This window comes from Amycolatopsis sp. M39 (assembly GCF_001651785.1).
Taxonomy (GTDB): Bacteria; Actinomycetota; Actinomycetes; order Mycobacteriales; family Pseudonocardiaceae; genus Amycolatopsis; species Amycolatopsis rubida.
Genome location: NZ_LWSF01000008.1, coordinates 65,271 through 84,117, shown reverse-complemented (window position 1 = coordinate 84,117; position 18,847 = coordinate 65,271). Strand labels below are relative to the sequence as shown.

General features: G+C 67.7%; 14 protein-coding genes and 1 riboswitch. Of the genes, 9 read left to right on the top strand and 5 right to left on the bottom strand.

Annotated features, from left to right (window positions below; genetic code table 11):
* Positions 1-29: 29 nt before the first annotated feature.
* From A4R44_RS50540 to A4R44_RS20810, 4 genes are all read right to left on the bottom strand, one after another.
* Complete coding sequence (locus A4R44_RS50540) at positions 30-788, bottom strand: ankyrin repeat domain-containing protein (RefSeq protein ID WP_232791698.1); 759 nt, start codon at positions 786-788, stop codon at positions 30-32.
* 160 nt (positions 789-948) lie between these two features.
* Entirely contained in the window at positions 949-1,503 is a 555-nt protein-coding gene (locus tag A4R44_RS50535; RefSeq protein ID WP_232791697.1) for a DUF1345 domain-containing protein, read from the bottom strand.
* Between the two features lie 27 nt (positions 1,504-1,530).
* The gene (locus A4R44_RS50530) at positions 1,531-1,692 is read right to left on the bottom strand and encodes a hypothetical protein (RefSeq protein ID WP_232791696.1); all 162 of its coding nucleotides are present in this window, start codon (positions 1,690-1,692) and stop codon (positions 1,531-1,533) included.
* Between the two features lie 359 nt (positions 1,693-2,051).
* A complete protein-coding gene (locus A4R44_RS20810; protein ID WP_067583182.1) occupies positions 2,052-2,885 on the bottom strand; it encodes a TIGR03620 family F420-dependent LLM class oxidoreductase in 834 nt (277 codons plus the stop codon).
* 207 nt (positions 2,886-3,092) lie between these two features.
* Here A4R44_RS20810 and A4R44_RS20805 point away from each other — a divergent pair, with 207 nt between their 5' ends.
* From A4R44_RS20805 to A4R44_RS20765, 9 genes are all read left to right on the top strand, one after another.
* On the top strand, positions 3,093-3,692 hold the full coding sequence (locus A4R44_RS20805) for a TetR/AcrR family transcriptional regulator (protein ID WP_067583179.1): 600 nt from the start codon (positions 3,093-3,095) through the stop codon (positions 3,690-3,692).
* Between the two features lie 79 nt (positions 3,693-3,771).
* Positions 3,772-5,370 (top strand): phosphoglycerate dehydrogenase, encoded by a 1,599-nt coding sequence (serA, locus tag A4R44_RS20800; RefSeq protein ID WP_067583177.1) that lies wholly within the window; start codon positions 3,772-3,774, stop codon positions 5,368-5,370.
* A 251-nt stretch (positions 5,371-5,621) separates the two neighbouring features.
* A complete protein-coding gene (locus A4R44_RS20795) occupies positions 5,622-8,954 on the top strand; it encodes a S8 family serine peptidase (RefSeq protein WP_067583175.1) in 3,333 nt (1,110 codons plus the stop codon).
* A 262-nt stretch (positions 8,955-9,216) separates the two neighbouring features.
* Positions 9,217-10,257 carry a 3-isopropylmalate dehydrogenase gene (locus A4R44_RS20790; RefSeq protein WP_067583173.1) on the top strand — a complete coding sequence of 347 codons (1,041 nt, stop codon included), beginning with the start codon at positions 9,217-9,219 and terminating at the stop codon, positions 10,255-10,257.
* A 30-nt stretch (positions 10,258-10,287) separates the two neighbouring features.
* Positions 10,288-10,369: riboswitch (cobalamin riboswitch) on the top strand.
* Positions 10,370-11,009: 640 nt separating this feature from the next.
* A complete protein-coding gene (locus A4R44_RS20785; RefSeq protein ID WP_095213503.1) occupies positions 11,010-12,083 on the top strand; it encodes an iron ABC transporter permease in 1,074 nt (357 codons plus the stop codon).
* Complete coding sequence (locus tag A4R44_RS20780; protein WP_067583170.1) at positions 12,084-12,872, top strand: ABC transporter ATP-binding protein; 789 nt, start codon at positions 12,084-12,086, stop codon at positions 12,870-12,872.
* 16 nt (positions 12,873-12,888) lie between these two features.
* Positions 12,889-13,869 carry an ABC transporter substrate-binding protein gene (locus tag A4R44_RS20775; protein WP_232791702.1) on the top strand — a complete coding sequence of 327 codons (981 nt, stop codon included), beginning with the start codon at positions 12,889-12,891 and terminating at the stop codon, positions 13,867-13,869.
* A 210-nt stretch (positions 13,870-14,079) separates the two neighbouring features.
* A complete protein-coding gene (gene cimA, locus A4R44_RS20770; RefSeq protein ID WP_067583165.1) occupies positions 14,080-15,744 on the top strand; it encodes a citramalate synthase in 1,665 nt (554 codons plus the stop codon).
* A gap of 278 nt (positions 15,745-16,022) precedes the next feature.
* Positions 16,023-16,793: a fumarylacetoacetate hydrolase family protein gene (locus tag A4R44_RS20765; protein WP_067583162.1), complete on the top strand. Its 771-nt coding sequence runs from the start codon at positions 16,023-16,025 to the stop codon at positions 16,791-16,793.
* A gap of 479 nt (positions 16,794-17,272) precedes the next feature.
* On the opposite strand, the gene A4R44_RS20760 is transcribed toward A4R44_RS20765, so the two are convergent.
* A complete protein-coding gene (locus tag A4R44_RS20760; RefSeq protein ID WP_067583159.1) occupies positions 17,273-18,511 on the bottom strand; it encodes an FAD-dependent oxidoreductase in 1,239 nt (412 codons plus the stop codon).
* Positions 18,512-18,847: the final 336 nt, after the last annotated feature.

Here is an 18,847-nt window from a genome sequence, read left to right as displayed (position 1 = left end):
GGCTGTTTGGTTGTTGCGGGCGGCCCAGGCTAAGGATTCGTCGAGGATTTCCGTGGGGTCCTTCGTCGGCTTCCAGAAGGGAAACCGCTGTGCGGACGGTAGAACTCACGGTGTGCCCTGGCTGCTGGAGAAAGAGTCCCCTTTGGACTGACGAGGTCATCCAGTAGTGCGTCGTCGCCGAGACCGGTTGCGACGCGCAGGTTGTGAGGGGACCGTTCGTGCGTTGCCAGTTTTTCGGCAACAGCGCGATTTCCCCAAAATAGGGCCACAATCAGCGGGGTTCCGCCGTCGCCGCGGCCTGAGACGGCCAAGGGTGCGCCAGCGTTGATCAAGAGGTCGGCGATCAGTGGTAAATTGACGTAGGCCGCTTGATGCAGGGCAGCCCAACCGTGTGCATTGGCTCGTGCGGGATCGGCACCGTGGGCGAGCAGGATGCGGACGAGACGTTCGTCATGGGTCGCGGAGGCCATGCCGAAAAGATCGTTCCCGTTGGTGCCTCGGGCGTGGGCAAGGTGCGGGGCCTCGGTGAGCAGTGCTGTCAGGCCCTCCAAGCCTCGGGCTTCTACCAGCTGATAAGCCCGGGCGAACGGTTCGCCGTTTTTCGGCAAATCCTCGACGTGGGCCTTCAGCGTCCGCCACGTCGGGAAGCCGTGCTCCCGGGCGATGACGGTTAGCGCGCCGGTGCGGGTCAGCGGTTGTTCGTGCCGGTCGAAGGCAGTGCGGGCGTCGGGAGTGCCGTCTTCGGCTGAGGCGAGGAGGCCGATGGTGCGGCCGCGGTAGTACTTCACGTCCTGGTGGTAGGCGTGCTGGACGTCCGGTCCGTGCTCGGCGATTCGGCGGACATAGGCCTGAAGCTGTGGCCAGCTGGGGAATCAGTAGCGGCGAGCGAGCCGGAACTGCGCTTCCGACAGTGCGATGGAGTCGGCGCAGGCGAGTTCCTTGGCCTGTTTACAGAGCTGGCCGAGGTCGGGGTTGGCGGGTAAGGCCGTCATCAGGGAGTCCTTCCTTCCCTTGCGCGCCCGTGGTCCGCCGGCACCGGGCAGGGAAGAAGGAGAAGCTCGGCGACTCGTGGTACGGGGGTGGGCTCGGCCCTTTCCGCGGACAGGACGCGGCCCCTGCCGCGCGAGGACGACTGTAACTCAGAAGGGTCAACGTCCGCCGGTGGCGAAGCTGACTGCGATGCCGAGCGTGGCCGTGTTGTACATGAACGACAGGACGCTGCGTGCGAAGCACGAGGGAACGGACCGACGTCGTCCGTGTTTCGACGTCCGGGACGGCGAAGCTCGTCCCGATGGTGAACGCGAAATAGGTGAAATCGGCCAGCGTGGGACGTTCAGTTTCGGGGAAGCGGAAGTGCTGTGTCGGGATGCTGTAGTAGTACAGCGTTCCGCGTGACCGAAGTGCAGGATCGCTCAGGCCAACAGGACAGCGGGGACACCGACCAGGCTGGTCAACAGGGTGAACAGCAGTCCCAGCCGACGGCCTAGAACGCCATTCAGCCACCGGGCGTCGGCGTGGTCGATTTTTCGGCTACGGGACACGCGTGATCCGGATGCCGAGGTGGATCAGTGTGAGCAGATCCCAGAAGAGAAGGGCCAGAACATTGTCGTCCCGGACGAAGGTGGCGATCCCCCAGCGCCAGCAGGACCAGCTCGACGTCCGGGACGCGGTGATGGCGGGGTTCGTGAACACCGGCGGCTCCCGGGGCGAACGCGGGCGAGACACCTCGCGAAGATAACAGCGGATGGTGGCTGCTGGACGGCGAAACTGTCCCGCCGGGACCGCCCGTTCAGGGGGAGTGTTCGCAGGGAGCGCTGCGGCGGACACGGGAGCGTGGGAATGTCTGTGAAGAGCGGGAAAGCGCCGGTATGCAGGGGATGAACGGTTTCGCCGTTGAGTGGCGAATCCGTGGTGAGGTGGGGATTCCGGCGTCCGGGGAAGGCTTCGGCGAGTGCGGGGCGGCCCGGTTGCCCCGATTCTGCGGAGACCTCGTGGGCAAGCCGTAAGGGGGTGGGGCTTTCGCGGGAAGCTCCGAAAGCCCCACCGCGGAATCACGGAACCAGCGTGGCGAGGCGACGCCAGCCGTCCACCGGAATCTCCGGTCCGTCGCTGAGAACCTGAACGCAGACGTGGTCCGCACCGGCGTCGAGGTGTGCGCGGATTCGGTCGGTGACTTCCTGCTCGCTGCGATAGGCCACGATCGCGTCGACCAGGCGATCGCTGCCGCCGTCGGCGAGGTCTTCCTCGGTGTAGCCGAGGCGGCGCAGATTCGTTCGTTGGTGTGCGGCCAGCCGTACGTAGCCGGCGACGTGTTCGCGAGCGATCCGCCGCGCCCGCAACGGATCTGTGTCGAGGACGACGGCTTGTTCGGCAGCGAGGTACGCGTCGGGTCCCATCGTTTCCCGAGCGGATGCAGTGTGCTCTGGAGGGACGAAGTACGTGTGCGCGCCGTCGGCCTGGGTCGCCGCGAGTTTCAGCATTCTCGGGCCGAGAGCGGCTAGAAGCCGGCGTGGTCGAGAGTCAGAAGCAACGTCCAGATCGGCCGCATCCATGGCGTCGAGATAGTTCTGCATCGCACTGCCTCCGCCGCCGGGCCGATGTCCGCCCAAACCCAGCGTGAACCGTCCCGGGTACGCCTCGGCCAGCGTGCGTCCAGCAGCCTCGGCGGCCGCCGCCGACCGTTCGGAAAACCGTGCGATCCCAGTCGCCACAGTCAACGTCGTGGTCGCTTCGAGCAGCAGCGCGGCCTGCGTGAGTGCCTCCCGGCCGCGGTATTCGCCGAACCACAGCGTGGCGAAACCCAGCGACTCGACCTCGCGCGCAGCCGTGCGCACTTCGCCGATTTTCTTGCCGTCAAAGGCAAAAGTCCAGATCCCGACCGTCATCGCGTCCCGCCTTCCACGGCGGCGGCAAGCTTCGCGAACAGATCCACAACAGACTCCAAGGAGTTTCCTGGCCGCGGAGCGCGGCGTTGATCCCGGCGCAGCCAGGGCCGATATGTCCACTGAGGACGCACCAGATAACCAGAGGCTGCCTCCGGTTACTATACGGAGGAGACCTCCGATTTGTCACGGGATAAACTCGGACCCGACATGACCGACGCCAAGCCGATGCGCGCGGACGCCCGCCGCAACTACGAACGCCTGCTGGCCGAAGCGAGGCGCGCCTTCGCCGAACGCGGCGTCGACGCCTCGCTCGAAGACGTCGCCCGCAGCGCCGGAGTCGGGATCGGCACCCTCTATCGCCACTTCCCGACCAGGGAAGACCTGATCGAGACGCTGCTGCGGGACCGGTTCGACACCCAGGCGGAAAAGGCACGCGAGCTGCTGCTCGCCGACGACCCGCTCGACGGGCTGTACACCTGGCTCATCGGCCTCGGCGAGACGTCGGCCGTTTACCGTGGGCTTACCGAAATGCTGGCCGACGCGTTCGACGATCCGGAGTCGCGGCTGCACGCGTCCTGCGAAGCGATGCGGGAAGCCGCGTCCCACCTAGTGGACAGAGCGCAAGCGGCCGGCGTTTTCCGTGCCGACGTGACGGTCCAAGAGCTGCTTTTGCTGCTGCACGGCGCTTCCTGGGCCGGATCCCACCTTCCGGGAGAAGGCGGTACAGAGCGCCTGATGGGGCTTGTCTTCAGCGGATTACGAACAAGTAAACAGCGGGGGCAGCGGGCTGTCAGTGCCCCGCGTTAAACTCCCGCGAGTCCGGGCACAACGACGTGCGCCGCAGAGAGCGTCCTCGATTTCGTGACCAGATAGTGGGAGCCGCATCGTGACCAAGCCCAGCAAACCCGTAGTCCTCATCGCGGAGAAGCTCGCGCCCTCCGTGCTGAGTGTGTTCGGTGAAGAGGTAGAGGTCCGGCACGTGGACGGCACCGACCGTCCCGCTCTGCTTGAGGCGGTGAAGAGCGCCGACGCGCTCTTGGTCCGATCCGCCACCAAGGTCGACGCCGAGGTGCTCGGGGCGACCACTCAGCTGAAGGTCGTCGCCCGCGCGGGCGTCGGCCTGGACAACGTCGAGGTCCCGGCGGCCACCGAGCGCGGCGTGCTCGTGGTGAACGCGCCGACGTCGAACATCGTCTCCGCCGCCGAGCACGCGGTCGCGCTGCTGCTCGCGGTCGCCCGCCGCGTTCCCGCCGCCGACCAGAGCCTGCGCGGCGGCGAGTGGAAGCGCAGCTCGTTCTCCGGCGTCGAGATCAACGGCAAGACGGTCGGCGTCGTCGGGCTCGGCAAGATCGGCCAGCTGTTCGCGCAGCGGCTCGCCGCCTTCGGGGCCAAGCTCATCGCGTACGACCCCTACGTTTCGGCCGCGCGCGCCGGGCAGCTGGGCATCGAGCTGGTCACCCTCGACGAGCTGCTGGAACGCGCCGACGCGATCTCCATCCACCTGCCGAAGACGCCGGAGACCAAGGGCCTCATCGACGCCGAAGCGCTCAAGAAGACGAAGCCCGGCGTGATCATCGTCAACGCCGCTCGCGGCGGTCTGATCGTCGAGGAAGCGCTGGCCGACGCGGTGCGCAGCGGCCACGTGGGCGGCGCGGGCATCGACGTGTTCGTCACCGAGCCGACCACCGAGAGCCCGCTGTTCAACCTGCCGAACGTCGTCGTCACGCCGCACCTCGGCGCGTCCACCGCCGAAGCGCAGGACCGCGCGGGCACGGACGTGGCGCGTTCGGTGCTGCTGGCGCTGCGCGGCGACTTCGTGCCGGACGCGGTGAACGTGTCCGGTGGCGGCGCGGTCGGCGAGCACGTGCGGCCGTACCTGTCGCTCACCCAGAAGCTCGGCCAGGTGCTGACCGCGCTGAACCCGAAGGCTCCGACATCGCTGACCGTCGAGGTCAAGGGCGAGATCTCCAGCGAAGACACCGCGGTGCTGAAGCTGGCGGCGCTGCGCGGGCTGTTCGCGGGCGTGGTCGAGGACCAGGTCACCTTCGTCAACGCGCCGCGGCTGGCCGAGGAGCTCGGGGTGCAGGCCGAGCTGGTTTCCGAGTCGGAGAGCCCGAAGTTCCGCAGCCTGGTCACGCTCCGCGCGGTGCACGGCGACGGCGCGACGCTCACCGTGTCCGGTTCGGTCACCGGCAAGGACGAGGTCGAGAAGATCGTCGAGGTCAAGGGCAGGCACTTCGACCTTCGCGCCGAGGGCGACGTGCTCGTGATCGAGTACCCGGACCGCCCCGGCGTCATGGGCCGCGTCGGCACGCTGCTCGGCGAGGCGGGCATCAACATCGAGGCCGCGCAGATCAGCCAGAGCACCGACGGTTCCGACTCGATCATGCTGCTGCGCGTCGACCGGCATGTGGACGCCAACGTGCTTGAGCCGATCGGAGCCACTGTCGGCGCGCACACCATCCGCGCCGTCGACTTCAACTAGTCCCGATTTCGCCGAACGGCCCCTTCCCCGGACCCCGGGGAAGGGGCCGTTCTGTCGTTCTTCCCGGACCGGCAACATTCGGGTAACGGAGCTTTTTCCGCACGAAAGTAGGGGTTTCGGACAGTTAGGTTCTTGCCGCGAGGCTGAACCACGCGCCGTGAGAGCACGGCGCGGCGCCGGTGCTCACCGTCGGGGGTGCGAAGGGAGAGCGCGGGCAGGTTCGTGATCCGGGCCTCGAGAAGGGGTTACTCATGAGCAGGACCCGGTTGCCCGGGTGGGCTGCCCGCTCGGTGGTCGTGGGTTCCGCGGTGATGCTGGCGGCGGCTGTCGCTGTGCCCGCGGCGTCCGCGCAGGGTGCGCCGCTGGCCGAGCCGGTCGCTCCGGCGAAGGTCGACGCGAGCAAGCTCCAGGGCAAGCTTTCTCCCCGGCTGAGCGCGGCTCAGGGGCAGATCACCGCGTTCGTCGAGCTGGCCAAGAAACCCGCAGTGGACGCGTTCAAGGAGGAGCAGGGCAAGGGCAAGGAGAAGGCCAAGCAGGCGGCGAAGGCGGCTAAGGCCGACGTCGCCGCGGCGGTCAGCTCCGTCGTCGGGCAGCTGCGGTCCGTGGACGCGGGCACGAAGCTGGTCACGCAGACGGCCAACGCGGTGCCCGGCGCTGTTGTCACCGCTGACGCGGCCAAGATCCGCCAGCTCGCGGAACGGCCGGACGTCGTCTCAGTGCGCACGGTCGTGCCGAAGAACCGCACCAACGCCAGCGCCGAGCAGCTCACCAACACGCTTGTCAGCTGGCAGAAAACCGGCAAGTTCGGTGACAACATCCGCGTCGGCGTGATCGACGACGGCATCGACTACACCCACGCTGACTTCGGCGGTCCGGGCACGCCCGAGGCGTACAAGGCGGTCGACCGCGCCAAGCCGTCGCCGCTGTTCCCGAGCGCCAAGGTGGTCGGCGGCACTGACCTCGTCGGCGACGACTACGACTCGGCGGGCAAGACCGGTTCGCCGACGCCGGTGCCGGACCCCAATCCGATCGCGTGCGGCGAGCACGGCACGCACGTCGCGGGCACGATCGGCGGCTTCGGCGTGAACGCCGACGGGAGCACGTTCACCGGCGACTACAAGAAGCTGAACAAGAAGAAGCTCGACGCCATGCGGATCGGGCCGGGCACCGCGCCGAAGGCGCTGCTCTACGCGATCAAGGTGTTCGGCTGCAAGGGTTCCACGAACGTCACCTCGCAGGCGCTGGACTGGGCGCTCGACCCGGACGGCGACGGCGACTTCACCGATCACCTCGACGTCGTGAACCTGTCGCTGGGCAGCGACTTCGGCGCGCCGGACGACCCGGACTCGCTGTTCGTGCGCAAGCTCGCGCAGAACAACGTGCTTCCGGTGATCTCGGCGGGCAACGGCGGCGACATCAACGACATCGCCGGTTCGCCGGGCAACACCCCGGAAGCGCTCACCGCGGCCAGCAGCCGCGACGCGGGCGAACTGCGAGACGCGGTCGAGGTCAAGACGCCGACCGCCGGGCAGCAGCCGGGTCAGTACAGCCAGGAGTACACCGGCTACGACACCCTCGACCTCACCGCGCCGGTGGTCCCGCTTTCGGCGGGCAACAATGCCGGTTGCGACGCCTATTCCGCTGAGGACAAGGCAAAGGTCGCGGGCAAGATCGCGTGGCTGGAGTGGGACGACAACGACGCGACCCGGGCGTGCGGTTCCGCCGCGCGGGCCAACAACGCGCAGGCCGCGGGCGCCAAGGGCGTGCTGCTTTCGTCCGCGGTGGAGCATTTCGGCGCGGGTATCGCGGGCAACGCGGCCGTTCCGATGTTCCAGCTCACCGGCAAGGCCACCCAGTCCGTGCGGGCGGGCCTGACCGGGGGCACGCTGACCGTGCGGCTCTACGGTGCCGGCCGGACCACGCTGCAGACGTATGACCAGTCCATTGTGGACACGCCCAGCTCGTTCACCTCGCGCGGCGGACGCGGTCCTTCGGTGAAGCCGGACGTCGCCGCGCCCGGCGACACGATCACCTCGGCGTTCCGCGGCAGCGGCAACGAGCGGCTGGTCATCTCGGGCACGTCGATGGCCGCGCCGCACACGTCGGGCATCACGGCGCTGGTCCGCCAGGCGCACCCGGACTGGAGCGTCGAAGAGGTCAAGGCCGACGTCGTGGGCACCGCGGTGCACGACATCACCGACGGCGCTGGCCACACCTACGGCCCGCAGCGGGTCGGGGCAGGCCGGATCGACGCGAAAGCCGCGCTGGACAACCAGGTCCTCGCGTATGTGCAGGACGACCCCGGCGCGGTGAGCGTCACCTTCGGCACCGTCGAGGCGGCTGGTCCGGTCACCTTGAGCAAGACGATCAAGGTGGTCAACAAGGGCGTCAAGGCTGCTGAGTACTCGGTGGGTTACGAGGCGGTCAACGGCCTGCCCGGCGTTGAGTACACAGTGGACAAGAGCTCGGTGAAGCTGAACCCGCGCGGGGTCGCGACGGTGAAGGTGACGCTGAAGATCGCCGACCCGAAGGCGCTGCGCAAGGTGCTCGACCCGACCATGGCGGCGTCGCAGGCCGGGCTCGCCCGGCAGTTCGTGGCCGACGCTTCGGGCCGCGTCGCGTTCACCCCGAAGAACGGCGCGACCGTTCCGCTGCGAGTGGCCGTGTACTCGTCGCCGAAGCCGGTTTCGGCGATCACCACCCCGGGCGGCGTGCGCTTCGGCGCGAACGCCGACCAGGCCGTGCTGAACCTCGGCGGCAAGGGCATCGACCAGGGCAGCGGCTCCCAGCGGTACCGCTCGCTGATCAGCGTCCTCGAACTGCAGGCCGAATCGCCGCAGCTGCCGGAATGCGACTCGCACGTCACGTCCGACTGCACCCTCAACCGCACCGCGAAGGGCGGCGACCTGCGCTACATCGGCGCGGCGTCGACGGCCCCGCTCGCCAAGGCACAGGGGGAGCCGGAGAACGCGACGCTGGCGTTCGGCATCACGACCTGGAGCGATTTCGCGAACCTCGGCAGCAACACGGTGCCGTTCGTGGACATCGACACCAACGGCGACGGCAAACCGGACTTCGAAACCTTCGTGACGAAGGCGACGGGTTCGGACGTGCTGCTCGTCAACACGGTGTCGCTGACCAAGCCGGGCAACCCGTCGGTGGACCTCCAGGCGATCAACGGGCAGCTCGGCGACGTCGACACCAACGTGTTCGACTCGAACGTGATGGTGCTGCCGGTCAGCATCGCCGCGCTCGGCATCGACCCGAAGGAGGCGTCGCACCGGATCAGCTACACCGTCGGCACCGCCGGGTACTACGTTGCGCCGGGCACCTCGAACGGGTTGATCGACCAGGTCAGCACTCCGATCTCGTTCGACGCGCTCGCGCCGGCGTACTCGGTCCAGGGCGGCGGCGACGCGGCGCTTGGCTACGTCGCCAAGCCGGGCACGGCTCTGGTGGTCAACCGCAACAAGGCCGCCGTCGCCGGGGACAAGGCGAAGGGCCTGCTGGCGATCGAGCACCACAACGCGACCGGGCAGCGCGCCTCAGTCGTGCGGATCGAATCGGAGATCCCGCGCGGCTGACCTTGGTTCACCCTTTGAGGGGAACTTGAGGTGTGCCGCGGAAGCGGCCGCATCGCGGGACGTGGAGGCTTGCCCAGGCTGTCCGGCCTGGGCAAGCCCCGTTTCCGTTCGCCCGAACGGGTGTCTCACCCTGTGGGAGGATGCGGCATAAGGGTGGTGCGGCTACGGCACCTTGTCTACGGCCGGTAACCTTCCGCTGCTGGCGTTTTTGTGCGAATGGGCCATCGGTGCGCCCGGTGGCCTGGGCTACGGAGGTGTGTGGATGCGGCTCGCGGTGATCCCAGGGGACGGGATCGGGCCCGAGGTGGTCTCCGAAGCGCTCAAGGTGCTCGGTGAGGTAGCACCGGCGGCGGAGATCACGAACTACGACCTCGGCGCCTCGCGGTGGCACGCCACCGGGGAGCTGCTCCCGGAGTCGGTGCTCGGCGAACTGCGCCAGCACGACGCGATCCTGCTCGGCGCGGTCGGCGACCCGACGGTGCCCAGCGGCATCCTTGAGCGCGGCCTGCTGCTGCGGCTGCGGTTCGAACTGGACCACCACGTGAACCTGCGCCCGGCGCGGCTGTACCCCGGAGTGCGCGGCCCGCTGGCCGACGCCGGGGACGTCGACATGGTCGTGGTGCGCGAAGGCACCGAAGGCCCGTACGCGGGCAACGGCGGCCTGCTGCGCAAGGACACCGAGCACGAGATCGCCACCGAGGTCAGCGTCAACACGGCCTTCGGCGTGCGACGCGTGGTCGCGGACGCGTTCAACCGCGCCGAAGAGCGCCCGCGCAAACACCTCACGCTCGTGCACAAGACCAACGTGCTGGAGCACGCCGGTTCGCTGTGGTCGCGGATCGTCGAAGAGGTTTCGCTGGAGCACCCGGACGTCACCGTCGCGTACTCGCACGTGGACGCCGCCACGATCCACCTGGTCACCGACCCGTCGCGGTTCGACGTGATGGTCACCGACAACCTCTTCGGCGACATCATCACCGACCTCGCGGCCGCGGTGACCGGCGGCATCGGCCTCGCGGCCAGCGGGAACCTCGACATCACGCGCCGGAACCCGAGCATGTTCGAGCCGGTGCACGGCAGCGCGCCGGACATCGCCGGCCAGGGCCTCGCGGACCCGACCGCCGCGGTGCTGTCGGTGTCGCTCCTGCTGGACCACCTGGGCCATAAGGAAGCGGCGCGGCGGATCGAGGCCTCGGTGGCGTTCGATCTCGCCACGCGCGACCAGTCATCCCCTGGCGCGACCCAGGCCATCGGCGACCGCCTCGCGGCGCTGGTCTCGTCTAACGCGCGTCAGGCTGGCTGACCCTGTCCTGAGTTTTCGGACCCCCGCCGCGGAAGCCGGTCGAAATCCGGCGCTGACCCGCAACGGTAGGCCTTCGGCTCCATCTCCGCGGAGCCGAAGGCGAGCCCGATACCGGCGGAGGTTCCTCGAACCTCGTCCCCTCCCGTCGTGGTCTGCGGGAGACGACACTCCCGCCGCCGGCGGCTGCCGTCTTTTGCGGGCCCAATGTCTCGATTGGGTCGTCGCCGGTGGTGTCTTCGTCTTCGCCTTCTTCCGAAGGACGTTCTCCGTTACCCGGATCCGTGGCCGGCGGGGGTGGGGGTTCGCCGGTTTCTGGTGACGGCGGTTCTGGTCCTTCGCCATCCAACGGCGACGGCGGTACGCGCGACTCGAGTCCCCAGCGTGGTTCTTCGGCTGCGACGGATTCGCCAGTTCGCGGCAACTCGGGGCATCGCGGCGAGCCGCCGGCCGACGAGTTGCAGGCCGACAGCTCGGCTGACCGTGATCTGACCGACTCCGGCGCTCGCGTTGTCTCGCCGCTGGATGACCAATCCTTGGGCGAGGGGCAGGTTTCGCCGCGGTTCGGCGAGCCCGAGAGCCAGCGGGTTGTGTCGCCACGCGTCGGCGAACCCCAGAGCCAGCGGGTTGTGTCGCCGCGGACTGGCGAATCTCTGAGGCAGCGGGTTACGTCGCCGTTGAACGGCGATTCGGTGAGTGAGCGGACTGCGTCGCCGCGCATCGGCGAGTCCCCGAGGCAGCAGGCTGCGTCGCCGTTGAGTGGCGAACCCCAGGTCGGGGCCGTCGCCGTTCAGCGGCGACGGCCGTTGACACCGGTGCTGCTCGGGCTTGGGGTGGCTTTGCTCGGGTCGATCGTCATCGCGGTCGGGATCGGGACGGTGGCGGTGCCGGTCACTCACACGTGGGCCTTTCTCCGCGCTGGGTTGTTCGGTGGGACGATCAGTCCGGATGAGGTCGGGGAGTACCGGATCATTTGGGATCTTCGGCTTCCTCGCGTTCTGCTCGCGGTGGTCGTCGGTGCTGGGTTGTCGACAGTCGGCGTCGCGATTCAAGCGATGGTGCGCAACGCGCTCGCCGAGCCGTACGTGCTGGGGATTTCTTCTGGCGCGTCCGTCGGCGCGACAGCGGTGACGTTGTTCGGCGTCTTCGCGTCGCTCGGGATCTACGCGTTGTCGGCCGGTGCGTTCGTGGCCGCGCTCGCCGCGACTTTGATCGTTTATCTCGTCGCCCGAACGCGGCAAGGGCTTACACCGCTGCGTCTGGTGCTCACCGGAACAACGTTGTCCTATGGGTTCTTCGCGATCACCACGGTGATCGTCTTCCAAGCGCCGAACGGAGAGGCCGCGCGGTCGGCGCTGTTTTGGCTTCTCGGCAGTCTCGCCGGCGCGAACTGGGGCACGCTGCCAATCGCCGCGATCGTGGTGGTCGGCGGCGTTTTGTTGTTGCTGGCGCTGTCCGGCCGGCTCAACGCGCTCGCCATGGGCGACGAAGCGGCGACCACTCTCGGCGTCGACGTCGGGAAACTGCGGGTCCTCCTGTTCATCGTTTGCGCTGCCATGACGGGTGTTCTGGTCGCAGTGAGCGGGGCGATCGGATTTGTCGGGCTGGTCCTTCCGCATCTGGTGCGGCTGGTCGTCGGTGCCGACCATCGCCGGGTGCTTGCCGTGGCACCGCTTGCCGGCGCGGTTTTCCTGGTGTGGGTGGACGTCGCGGCGCGGGTGCTCGCCGCACCCGAGGAGTTGCCGATCGGGGTGCTGACCGCGGCGGTCGGGGTACCGGCCTTCCTGCTCTTGATGCGTCGTCGCGCATATGTGTTCGGAGGTGCGTGAATGGACCTCTCGCTCAACGGTGTCAGCGTGACCGCGGCCGGTCGCAAGCTGGTCGACGACGTGACCCTCGAAGCTCGGCAAGGCCAGTTCGTCGGACTGCTCGGCCCGAACGGCAGCGGAAAGTCGACGACCTTGCGCGCCGTGTACCAAGTGCTCAAGCCGTCAGCCGGGGCTGTTCTGGTCGACGGCCGGCCGGTGGACGGCATGGCACCGCGGAAGCGGGCGCGCGCGATCGCCGCGGTTGCGCAGGAATCGCACGCGGAGTTCGACTTCACCGTCGCCGAAGTGGTGGCGATGGGTCGGATGCCGCATCACGGCCTGCTCGACCGCATGAGCGCAGCCGACCACCAGTTGTGCGCCGACGCGCTGGCTCAAGTGGGCCTGGCGCACCTGGCCGAGCGAGGCGTGCTTACCTTGTCCGGCGGCGAACGGCAACGTGTGCTGATCGCGCGCGCACTCGCGCAGCAGCCCCGGATCCTCGTGCTCGACGAGCCGACCAACCATCTCGACGTCCGGCACCAGCTCGAAGTCCTCGCACTCGCTCGCACCAGCGGACCGACAGTGCTGGCCGCGCTTCACGACTTGAACCTGGCCGCCGCCGTCTGCGACATGGTGCACGTGCTCGACCACGGCCGCCTCGTCGCGAGCGGAACCCCGGCTGAGGTGCTCACGCCTGCGCTGCTCGCCGACGTGTTCGGGGTGCGCGGGCATGTAGTGCGACACCCCGCCACGGGCCGCCCGCAGTTGTTGTTCGACCTGCTCGAGTCCCAGGAGGACAGTCATGCGTAGGACAGTCGCGTTGATCGTGACGGTCGCCCTCGTCGCCACCGGATGCGGCGCTCAAGTGTCGGAAGGGGAGGGCGGAGCTGCCCCGGCCGGGTTTCCCGTAACGGTGACCAACTGCGGTTCGTCATTGACCGTGTCCAAACCTCCTTCCCGGGTCGTGACGGATGACATCGGCATCACCGAGCTGATGTTCGCGCTCGGCCTGGGCGACCGGATGGCCGGTTACGTGGTCGACAAAGGACAGTCCGGCGGCGTGGCCTCGTCGCCATGGAAAACCGATTTCGCCAAGGTGCCCAAGCTCGCGGAGAAGATCAACCGCGAGGTGGTGCAGGGCGCGGGAGCGGATCTCGTGTTCGCGGGCTGGAACTACGGCTTCTCCGAAGGAACCGGGTTCACCCCGGACTCCCTCGCGAAGCTGGGCATCTCCAGCTACTTGCTCACCGAGGCGTGCCGCAACGGCAATGGCAAGCAACGGGGCATTATGCGACCGCTCGACGCGCTGTACACAGATGTGAGCAATCTAGGGAAAATCTTTGGGATCAGTGATCGTGCAGAACGTTTGGTCGAAGAGTACCGCGCACGGGTCGCCGCTGTCACGAACGCGGTGCCGGCCGGACGGCCGAAACCCAAGGTGTTCCTCTACGACGACGGCCGTGACCAGCCATTCACCTCCGGACGCAATGCGGGTCCGGACGAAATCATCACCAAATCGGGTGGTGCCAACATCTTCGCGGACCTCAACGACAGCTGGACCAGTGTCAGCTGGGAAGCCGTGATCCAGCGCGCCCCGGACGTCATCCTCATCAACGACTACGGCGGCGAGGTCGGCAGCGTGGCCGACAAGGAGAACTTCCTTCGTTCGCGTCCTGGCCTGCGAGACATCCCGGCAGTGAAGAAAGGACGCTTCTTCGCGCTGCCGTACGCGGCTTTGGTGGAGGGGCCTCGAAATGCGGCAGCGGTCGAGGAATTCGGCCGCTACCTGGCGAATCTGCCCGGCTGACGGCTCTCAGAAGGTGGGATGCTTCGCCCGGCGCTTGGAAGCCGGGCGAAGCTGTGGCATGATGGCCGACATGACCGCCATCTCCGTCATTATTGCCTTGCGCGCCGGATAGACGCTCCACAAGAGCTACCGGCGCGCAACCTCTCGCACCCATGCGGGAGGTTTTTTTGTTGCCTGGACCAGGTTCTGCCCCGCCACAAGGAGAACACCGTGACCCGCACGGAACCCGCCGGCACGCCGCTCGGCGATGCCTTCCACCTCTATGACACCACTTTGCGCGACGGTGCTCAGCGCGAAGGAATCACCTATTCCGTCACGGACAAGCTGGCCGTCGCGCGGCTGTTGGACGAGATGGGTGTCGGGTTCATCGAGGGCGGCTGGCCGGGTGCGTTGCCGAAGGACACGGAGTTCTTTTCCCGCGCGGCACAGGGAGAATTGCCGCTCAAGCACGCTGCGCTCGTCGCATTCGGATCCACGCGCAAGGCGGGAACTTCGGCTGACAAGGATCCGCAGGTCCGCGCGCTTGTGGACTCGGCGGCCCCGGTCGTGACCTTGGTGGCCAAATCGGACCTTCGGCACATCGAGCGGGCGCTGCGGGTCGACGTCGACGAGGCATGCGCGATGGTGCGCGACACAGTCGCGTTTCTCGTCGGCGAAGGGCGTCGCGTTTTCCTTGACGCAGAACACTTTTTCGACGGCTATGCCTTTTCTTCCGAAACCTCGCTGCGGGTGCTCGACGCGGCGGCGCACGCTGGTGCGGACGTTCTCGTGCTGTGCGACACCAACGGTGGACAGTTGCCGCTAGGACTTGCCGAAACCGTAGGCGAGATCAACGAAAAGACCGGATTCCGGCTCGGAATCCATTGCCAGGACGACACTTCCTGTGCCGTGGCGAATTCTGTCGCCGCGGTACAGGCCGGCGCGACGCACGTGCAGTGCACCGCGAACGGCTACGGGGAACGGGCAGGCAACGCTGACCTGTTCGCCGTAGCGGGAAACCTCGTGACCAAGCTCGGAATGGAGGTCCTCCCGACCGGAGGAGCCGCCGAGCTCACTCGCGTCTCCCATGCTTTGGCCGAAATCGCCAACCTCGCACCCGACACCCACCAGGCTTACGTCGGGTCGTCCGCTTTCGCTCACAAGGCGGGGCTGCACGCGAGCGCGATCAAGGTGGATCCGTTGTTGTACAACCACATCGATCCGTCTTCCGTCGGCAACGGCATGCGAGTACTGGTCACTGAGATGGCCGGCAGGGCCAGTCTCGAGCTCAAGGGACGTGAACTCGGGGTCGACCTTGCCGGCCGGCCCGACGCACTCACGAACGCGGTGCGGAAAGTGAAAGAACTCGAATCGGAAGGCTGGTCGTTCGAGGCGGCCGACGCGTCGCTGGGGCTGTTGCTGCGCCGCGAGGTCGAGGAGGTTTCCGGCGAAAAGTCGGATCCGCCGCCGTTCGAGCTGGAGTCGTACCGGGTGGTGCTGGACCACCGCCCGGACGGCGAAGTCGTTTCCGAGGCGACGGTGAAGGTGCACGTCGCGGGCGAGCGAGTCATCGCGACCGCCGAAGGGAACGGCCCGGTGCACGCCCTCGACGCGGCGCTGCGCCAGGCGTTGACGCCGTATCTGTCCTGGTTGGACAGCATGGAGCTGGCTGATTACAAGGTACGGATTCTGCCGTCGAATCCAGGTACGGACGCCGTCACGCGGGTCCTTCTCGAAACTAGTGACGGCGAACACGAATGGACGACGGTGGGCGTGCACGGCAACATCGTCGAGGCGAGCTGGCTGGCGTTGTGCGACGCGTTGGTCCACAAGAGCCTGGCGGTCGCGTCGGTACAGTCGGTGCCCGAGCTGGGGGTGGTTGCTGTGGGCGGGTGATTCCGGCTTTCCGGGCGTGTGGCGTTGGGCTTTCGCGTCCGGCCTTCGTGTGGTGGGTATTACGGCTCACAATCGCGGTCGCCGTCGGCGGTTCGCGCTGGTGCTGCGACTGGGTGCTCGTGTGGTGGTTTCTTGCGGGTGCGAAGGGTCCGTTCGCGCCAGTTGTGGCACGGCCGGTCAGCTGGTGCGAGGGGTCCATTCGTGCGGAATAGAGCGAGGGGGACTGTCGTGCGCGCGCGGGGTGCGCGACAGTCGGTGGGGGTACGTAGACTGGTGTCGTGCGTCTAGCTCGTATTGCTCATCCCAGTGGTGTCGCGTTCGCTTCGATCGAGGGGAACGGCGACGATGCCGAGGTCTTGGAGATCGCGGAACATCCGTTCGGCCAGCCGAACTTCACCGGCAAGCGCTGGCCGCTGGCCGACGTCCGGCTGCTCGCGCCGATCCTGCCGTCGAAGGTGATCGCGGTCGGCCGGAACTACGCGAAGCATGCGGCGGAGTTCGGCAACGAGGTGCCGTCCGCGCCGATGCTGTTCATCAAGCCGTCGACGACGGTGGTCGGGCCGAACGCTCCGATCCGCCGCCCGTCGGACGTCGGGCGCGTCGACTTCGAGGGCGAACTCGCGGTCGTCATCGGACAGCCGGTCAAGAACGTGCCCGCGGCCCGCGCGGCCAGTGCGATCCTCGGCTACACGGTCGCGAACGACGTGAGCGCGCGCGACCTGCAGAAGTCCGACGGACAGTGGGGCCGGGCGAAGGGGTTCGACACGTTCTGCCCGCTTGGTCCGTGGATCGACACGTCGATCGACCCGTCCGACCTGGCGCTCCGCAGCGAGGTCGACGGCGAGCTCAAGCAGGACGGCCGGACTTCGGACCTTGTGCACAAGGTGCCCGAACTGGTCGAGTTCGTGTCGCGGGTGATGACGCTCCTTCCCGGTGACGTGATCCTCACCGGCACACCGGAGGGAGTCGGTCCGATCGTCAACGGGCAGTCGGTGTCCATCACGATCGACGGCATCGGGACTCTGACGAACCCGGTTCAGGACCTCTGAGCTGGCTGTCGCCGTTTTGTGGCGACAGCGGCTTGGCAGGGTCGGTTCGGGCGTTGCCGTTTAGTGGCGAATCCCTGGTCGGGGCTGTTTTCTGGCCGCCGGGGTGATGCTGCGGAGGCTTGGGCTGTAGCCGCTCGGGGGCGACCGGGTGGCTAGTGCCGAGGTCGGTGGCAGCCGCTGCCGTTGAGTGGCGAATGGTGGCCGGCGCTTCGTTTGGTGAGTGGTCGGCGTTGTTGCCTCGGAGCGGCGAACGACGATCGGTGCTGGAGTCAGCTAGGAGTCGGCGCTGTTGCCGGTTGGTGGCGAGAGTGCAGCTGATGGTCAGGTGGCGAGTCGGTGGCGTTGTTGCCGCTGGGTGGCGAAAACGCGTCGCCGTTGTCTGGCCTCGGCCCACCGGTGGGTGATTGCCGGTGGGCGGGTGCGTTGGCGCAGGCGCGAGGTGCTCGGCGTTGCCGTTTGGTGGCGAATCCGGTGGCGGTTTAGCGACTGGCCGGTTCTGCTGGGCGGCGGGCGAAGGCCGGGGCAGATTCCCGCCGGATGCCTACGCCGATGAGGTATGCCGGAACTCGAGAGAGTTTCGGGAAACGCTTGAGCAGGGCGATCAATTCCGGCGGGGGGCCGTCGGCGCGGCCGGTCATTACGGGGCCCATCACGCGGCGGTGGAGAAGGCGTTGCAGCCCTTGGACGGCGACGGTCGGCAGGAGGCGACGGCGGCGGACGGCGGTGAGGTCCTTCTCGGTCGGGTTGCCTCGGAGGAGCGGCTCGGCCAGTAACCTCGCGGCGGCGACGGCGTCTTGCACCGCCAGGTTGATTCCGACGCCGCCGACCGGGGACATCGCGTGGGCGGCGTCTCCTATGCACAGCAGGCCGTCGACGTGCCAGCGGTGCAGGCGGTTGAGGCGGACGTTGAGGAACTTGACGTCGTCCATGGACTTCAGTTCATGTACTCGGTCGGCGAATTCCGGGCAGACCTCGGCGACGTCGCGGCGGAAGCTGTCGATGCCGGCTTCTTTCAGGTCTTTGCCCTTCGTCGCGAGGTAGGCGATCTGGTAGTAGCCCTTGCGCGGCAACGGCACTGCGAAGCGGTGGTTGCGCATCCTCGGCGTGAGCGTGGCCTGCTGTTCTTCGGCCTTCCGGGAGAGGCGGAACCACCAGGCGTCGAACGGGGTGTAGTACTCGCGCGGGGTGAGGCCGGCTGAGCGGCGGGCCAGGGACCAGCGGCCGTCGGCGGCGATGACCAGGTTGGCTTCGAGTTCGCCTTCGGTGCCGTCGGCGGTGCGGTAGCGGACGCCGGTGACTCGGCGGCCCGAACGGAGCAAGCCGGTCATTTCGGTTTCGAGCCGCAGGGTGAAGGTCGGCTCTTTTTGCGCTGTCTCGGCGAGCAGGTCCAGGAAATCCCATTGGGGGACCATCGCTACGTAGGGGCGGGGGACGTTTAGCAGCGACATGTCGGCGAGGGTCAGCGTGTCGCCGTCGGGGGTGGGGATTCCGACCGTGCTCACCTTGGTGTGCGGCAGCGCTTCGAATTTCTCGCCCAGGCCCAGTTCGTCCAGGAGCCTGAGGGTGGACGGGTGGACGGTGTCGCCGCGGAAATCGCGGAGGAAGTCTGCGTGTTTCTCCAGCACGGTTACCTCTACGCCTGCTCGGGCCAGGAGCAGTCCCGTCACCATGCCTGCCGGCCCGCCGCCGACGATGACGCAGCCCGTGTGCTCGGTCATTTTCTCCAGCTCCCCTCTTATTCATCATCTGTTGAATAAGGTGAGGATGCACCGTGGGCGGAGGGTGCGTCAAGTCGGCCGATGGGGTGGGTTTGCGGCCCTGGACTGGGTGCGTGTTGGGGGAAGCGGCAGCCGAGGTCGGAGTTGGCGGAGTCTTCGGGAGGGGCTTTGCGGGGTGCGGTGGGCCGGCCTGTCGAGGGGTGGCGGGGAGTGGTTGTGGCATTGAGGTCTGGGGTGGTTGGGGCGGTTTCGGCTTGGCGAGAGAAGCGGGGGACGGCGGGGGCGGGGGAGAACGGGGAAAGGGCGGGCGAGGTCAGGGAAAGGAGAGCGAGGGAG

Bases quoted from the DNA above. Each gene is read 5' to 3' on its own strand.
- A4R44_RS20810 (WP_067583182.1), bottom strand. From the start codon at position 2,885: ATGACGGTCGGGATCTGGACTTTTGCCTTTGACGGCAAGAAAATCGGC.
- A4R44_RS20805 (WP_067583179.1), top strand. From the start codon at position 3,093: ATGACCGACGCCAAGCCGATGCGCGCGGACGCCCGCCGCAACTACGAA.
- A4R44_RS20795 (WP_067583175.1), top strand. From the start codon at position 5,622: ATGAGCAGGACCCGGTTGCCCGGGTGGGCTGCCCGCTCGGTGGTCGTG.
- A4R44_RS20790 (WP_067583173.1), top strand. From the start codon at position 9,217: ATGCGGCTCGCGGTGATCCCAGGGGACGGGATCGGGCCCGAGGTGGTC.
- A4R44_RS20780 (WP_067583170.1), top strand. From the start codon at position 12,084: ATGGACCTCTCGCTCAACGGTGTCAGCGTGACCGCGGCCGGTCGCAAG.
- A4R44_RS20760 (WP_067583159.1), bottom strand. From the start codon at position 18,511: ATGACCGAGCACACGGGCTGCGTCATCGTCGGCGGCGGGCCGGCAGGC.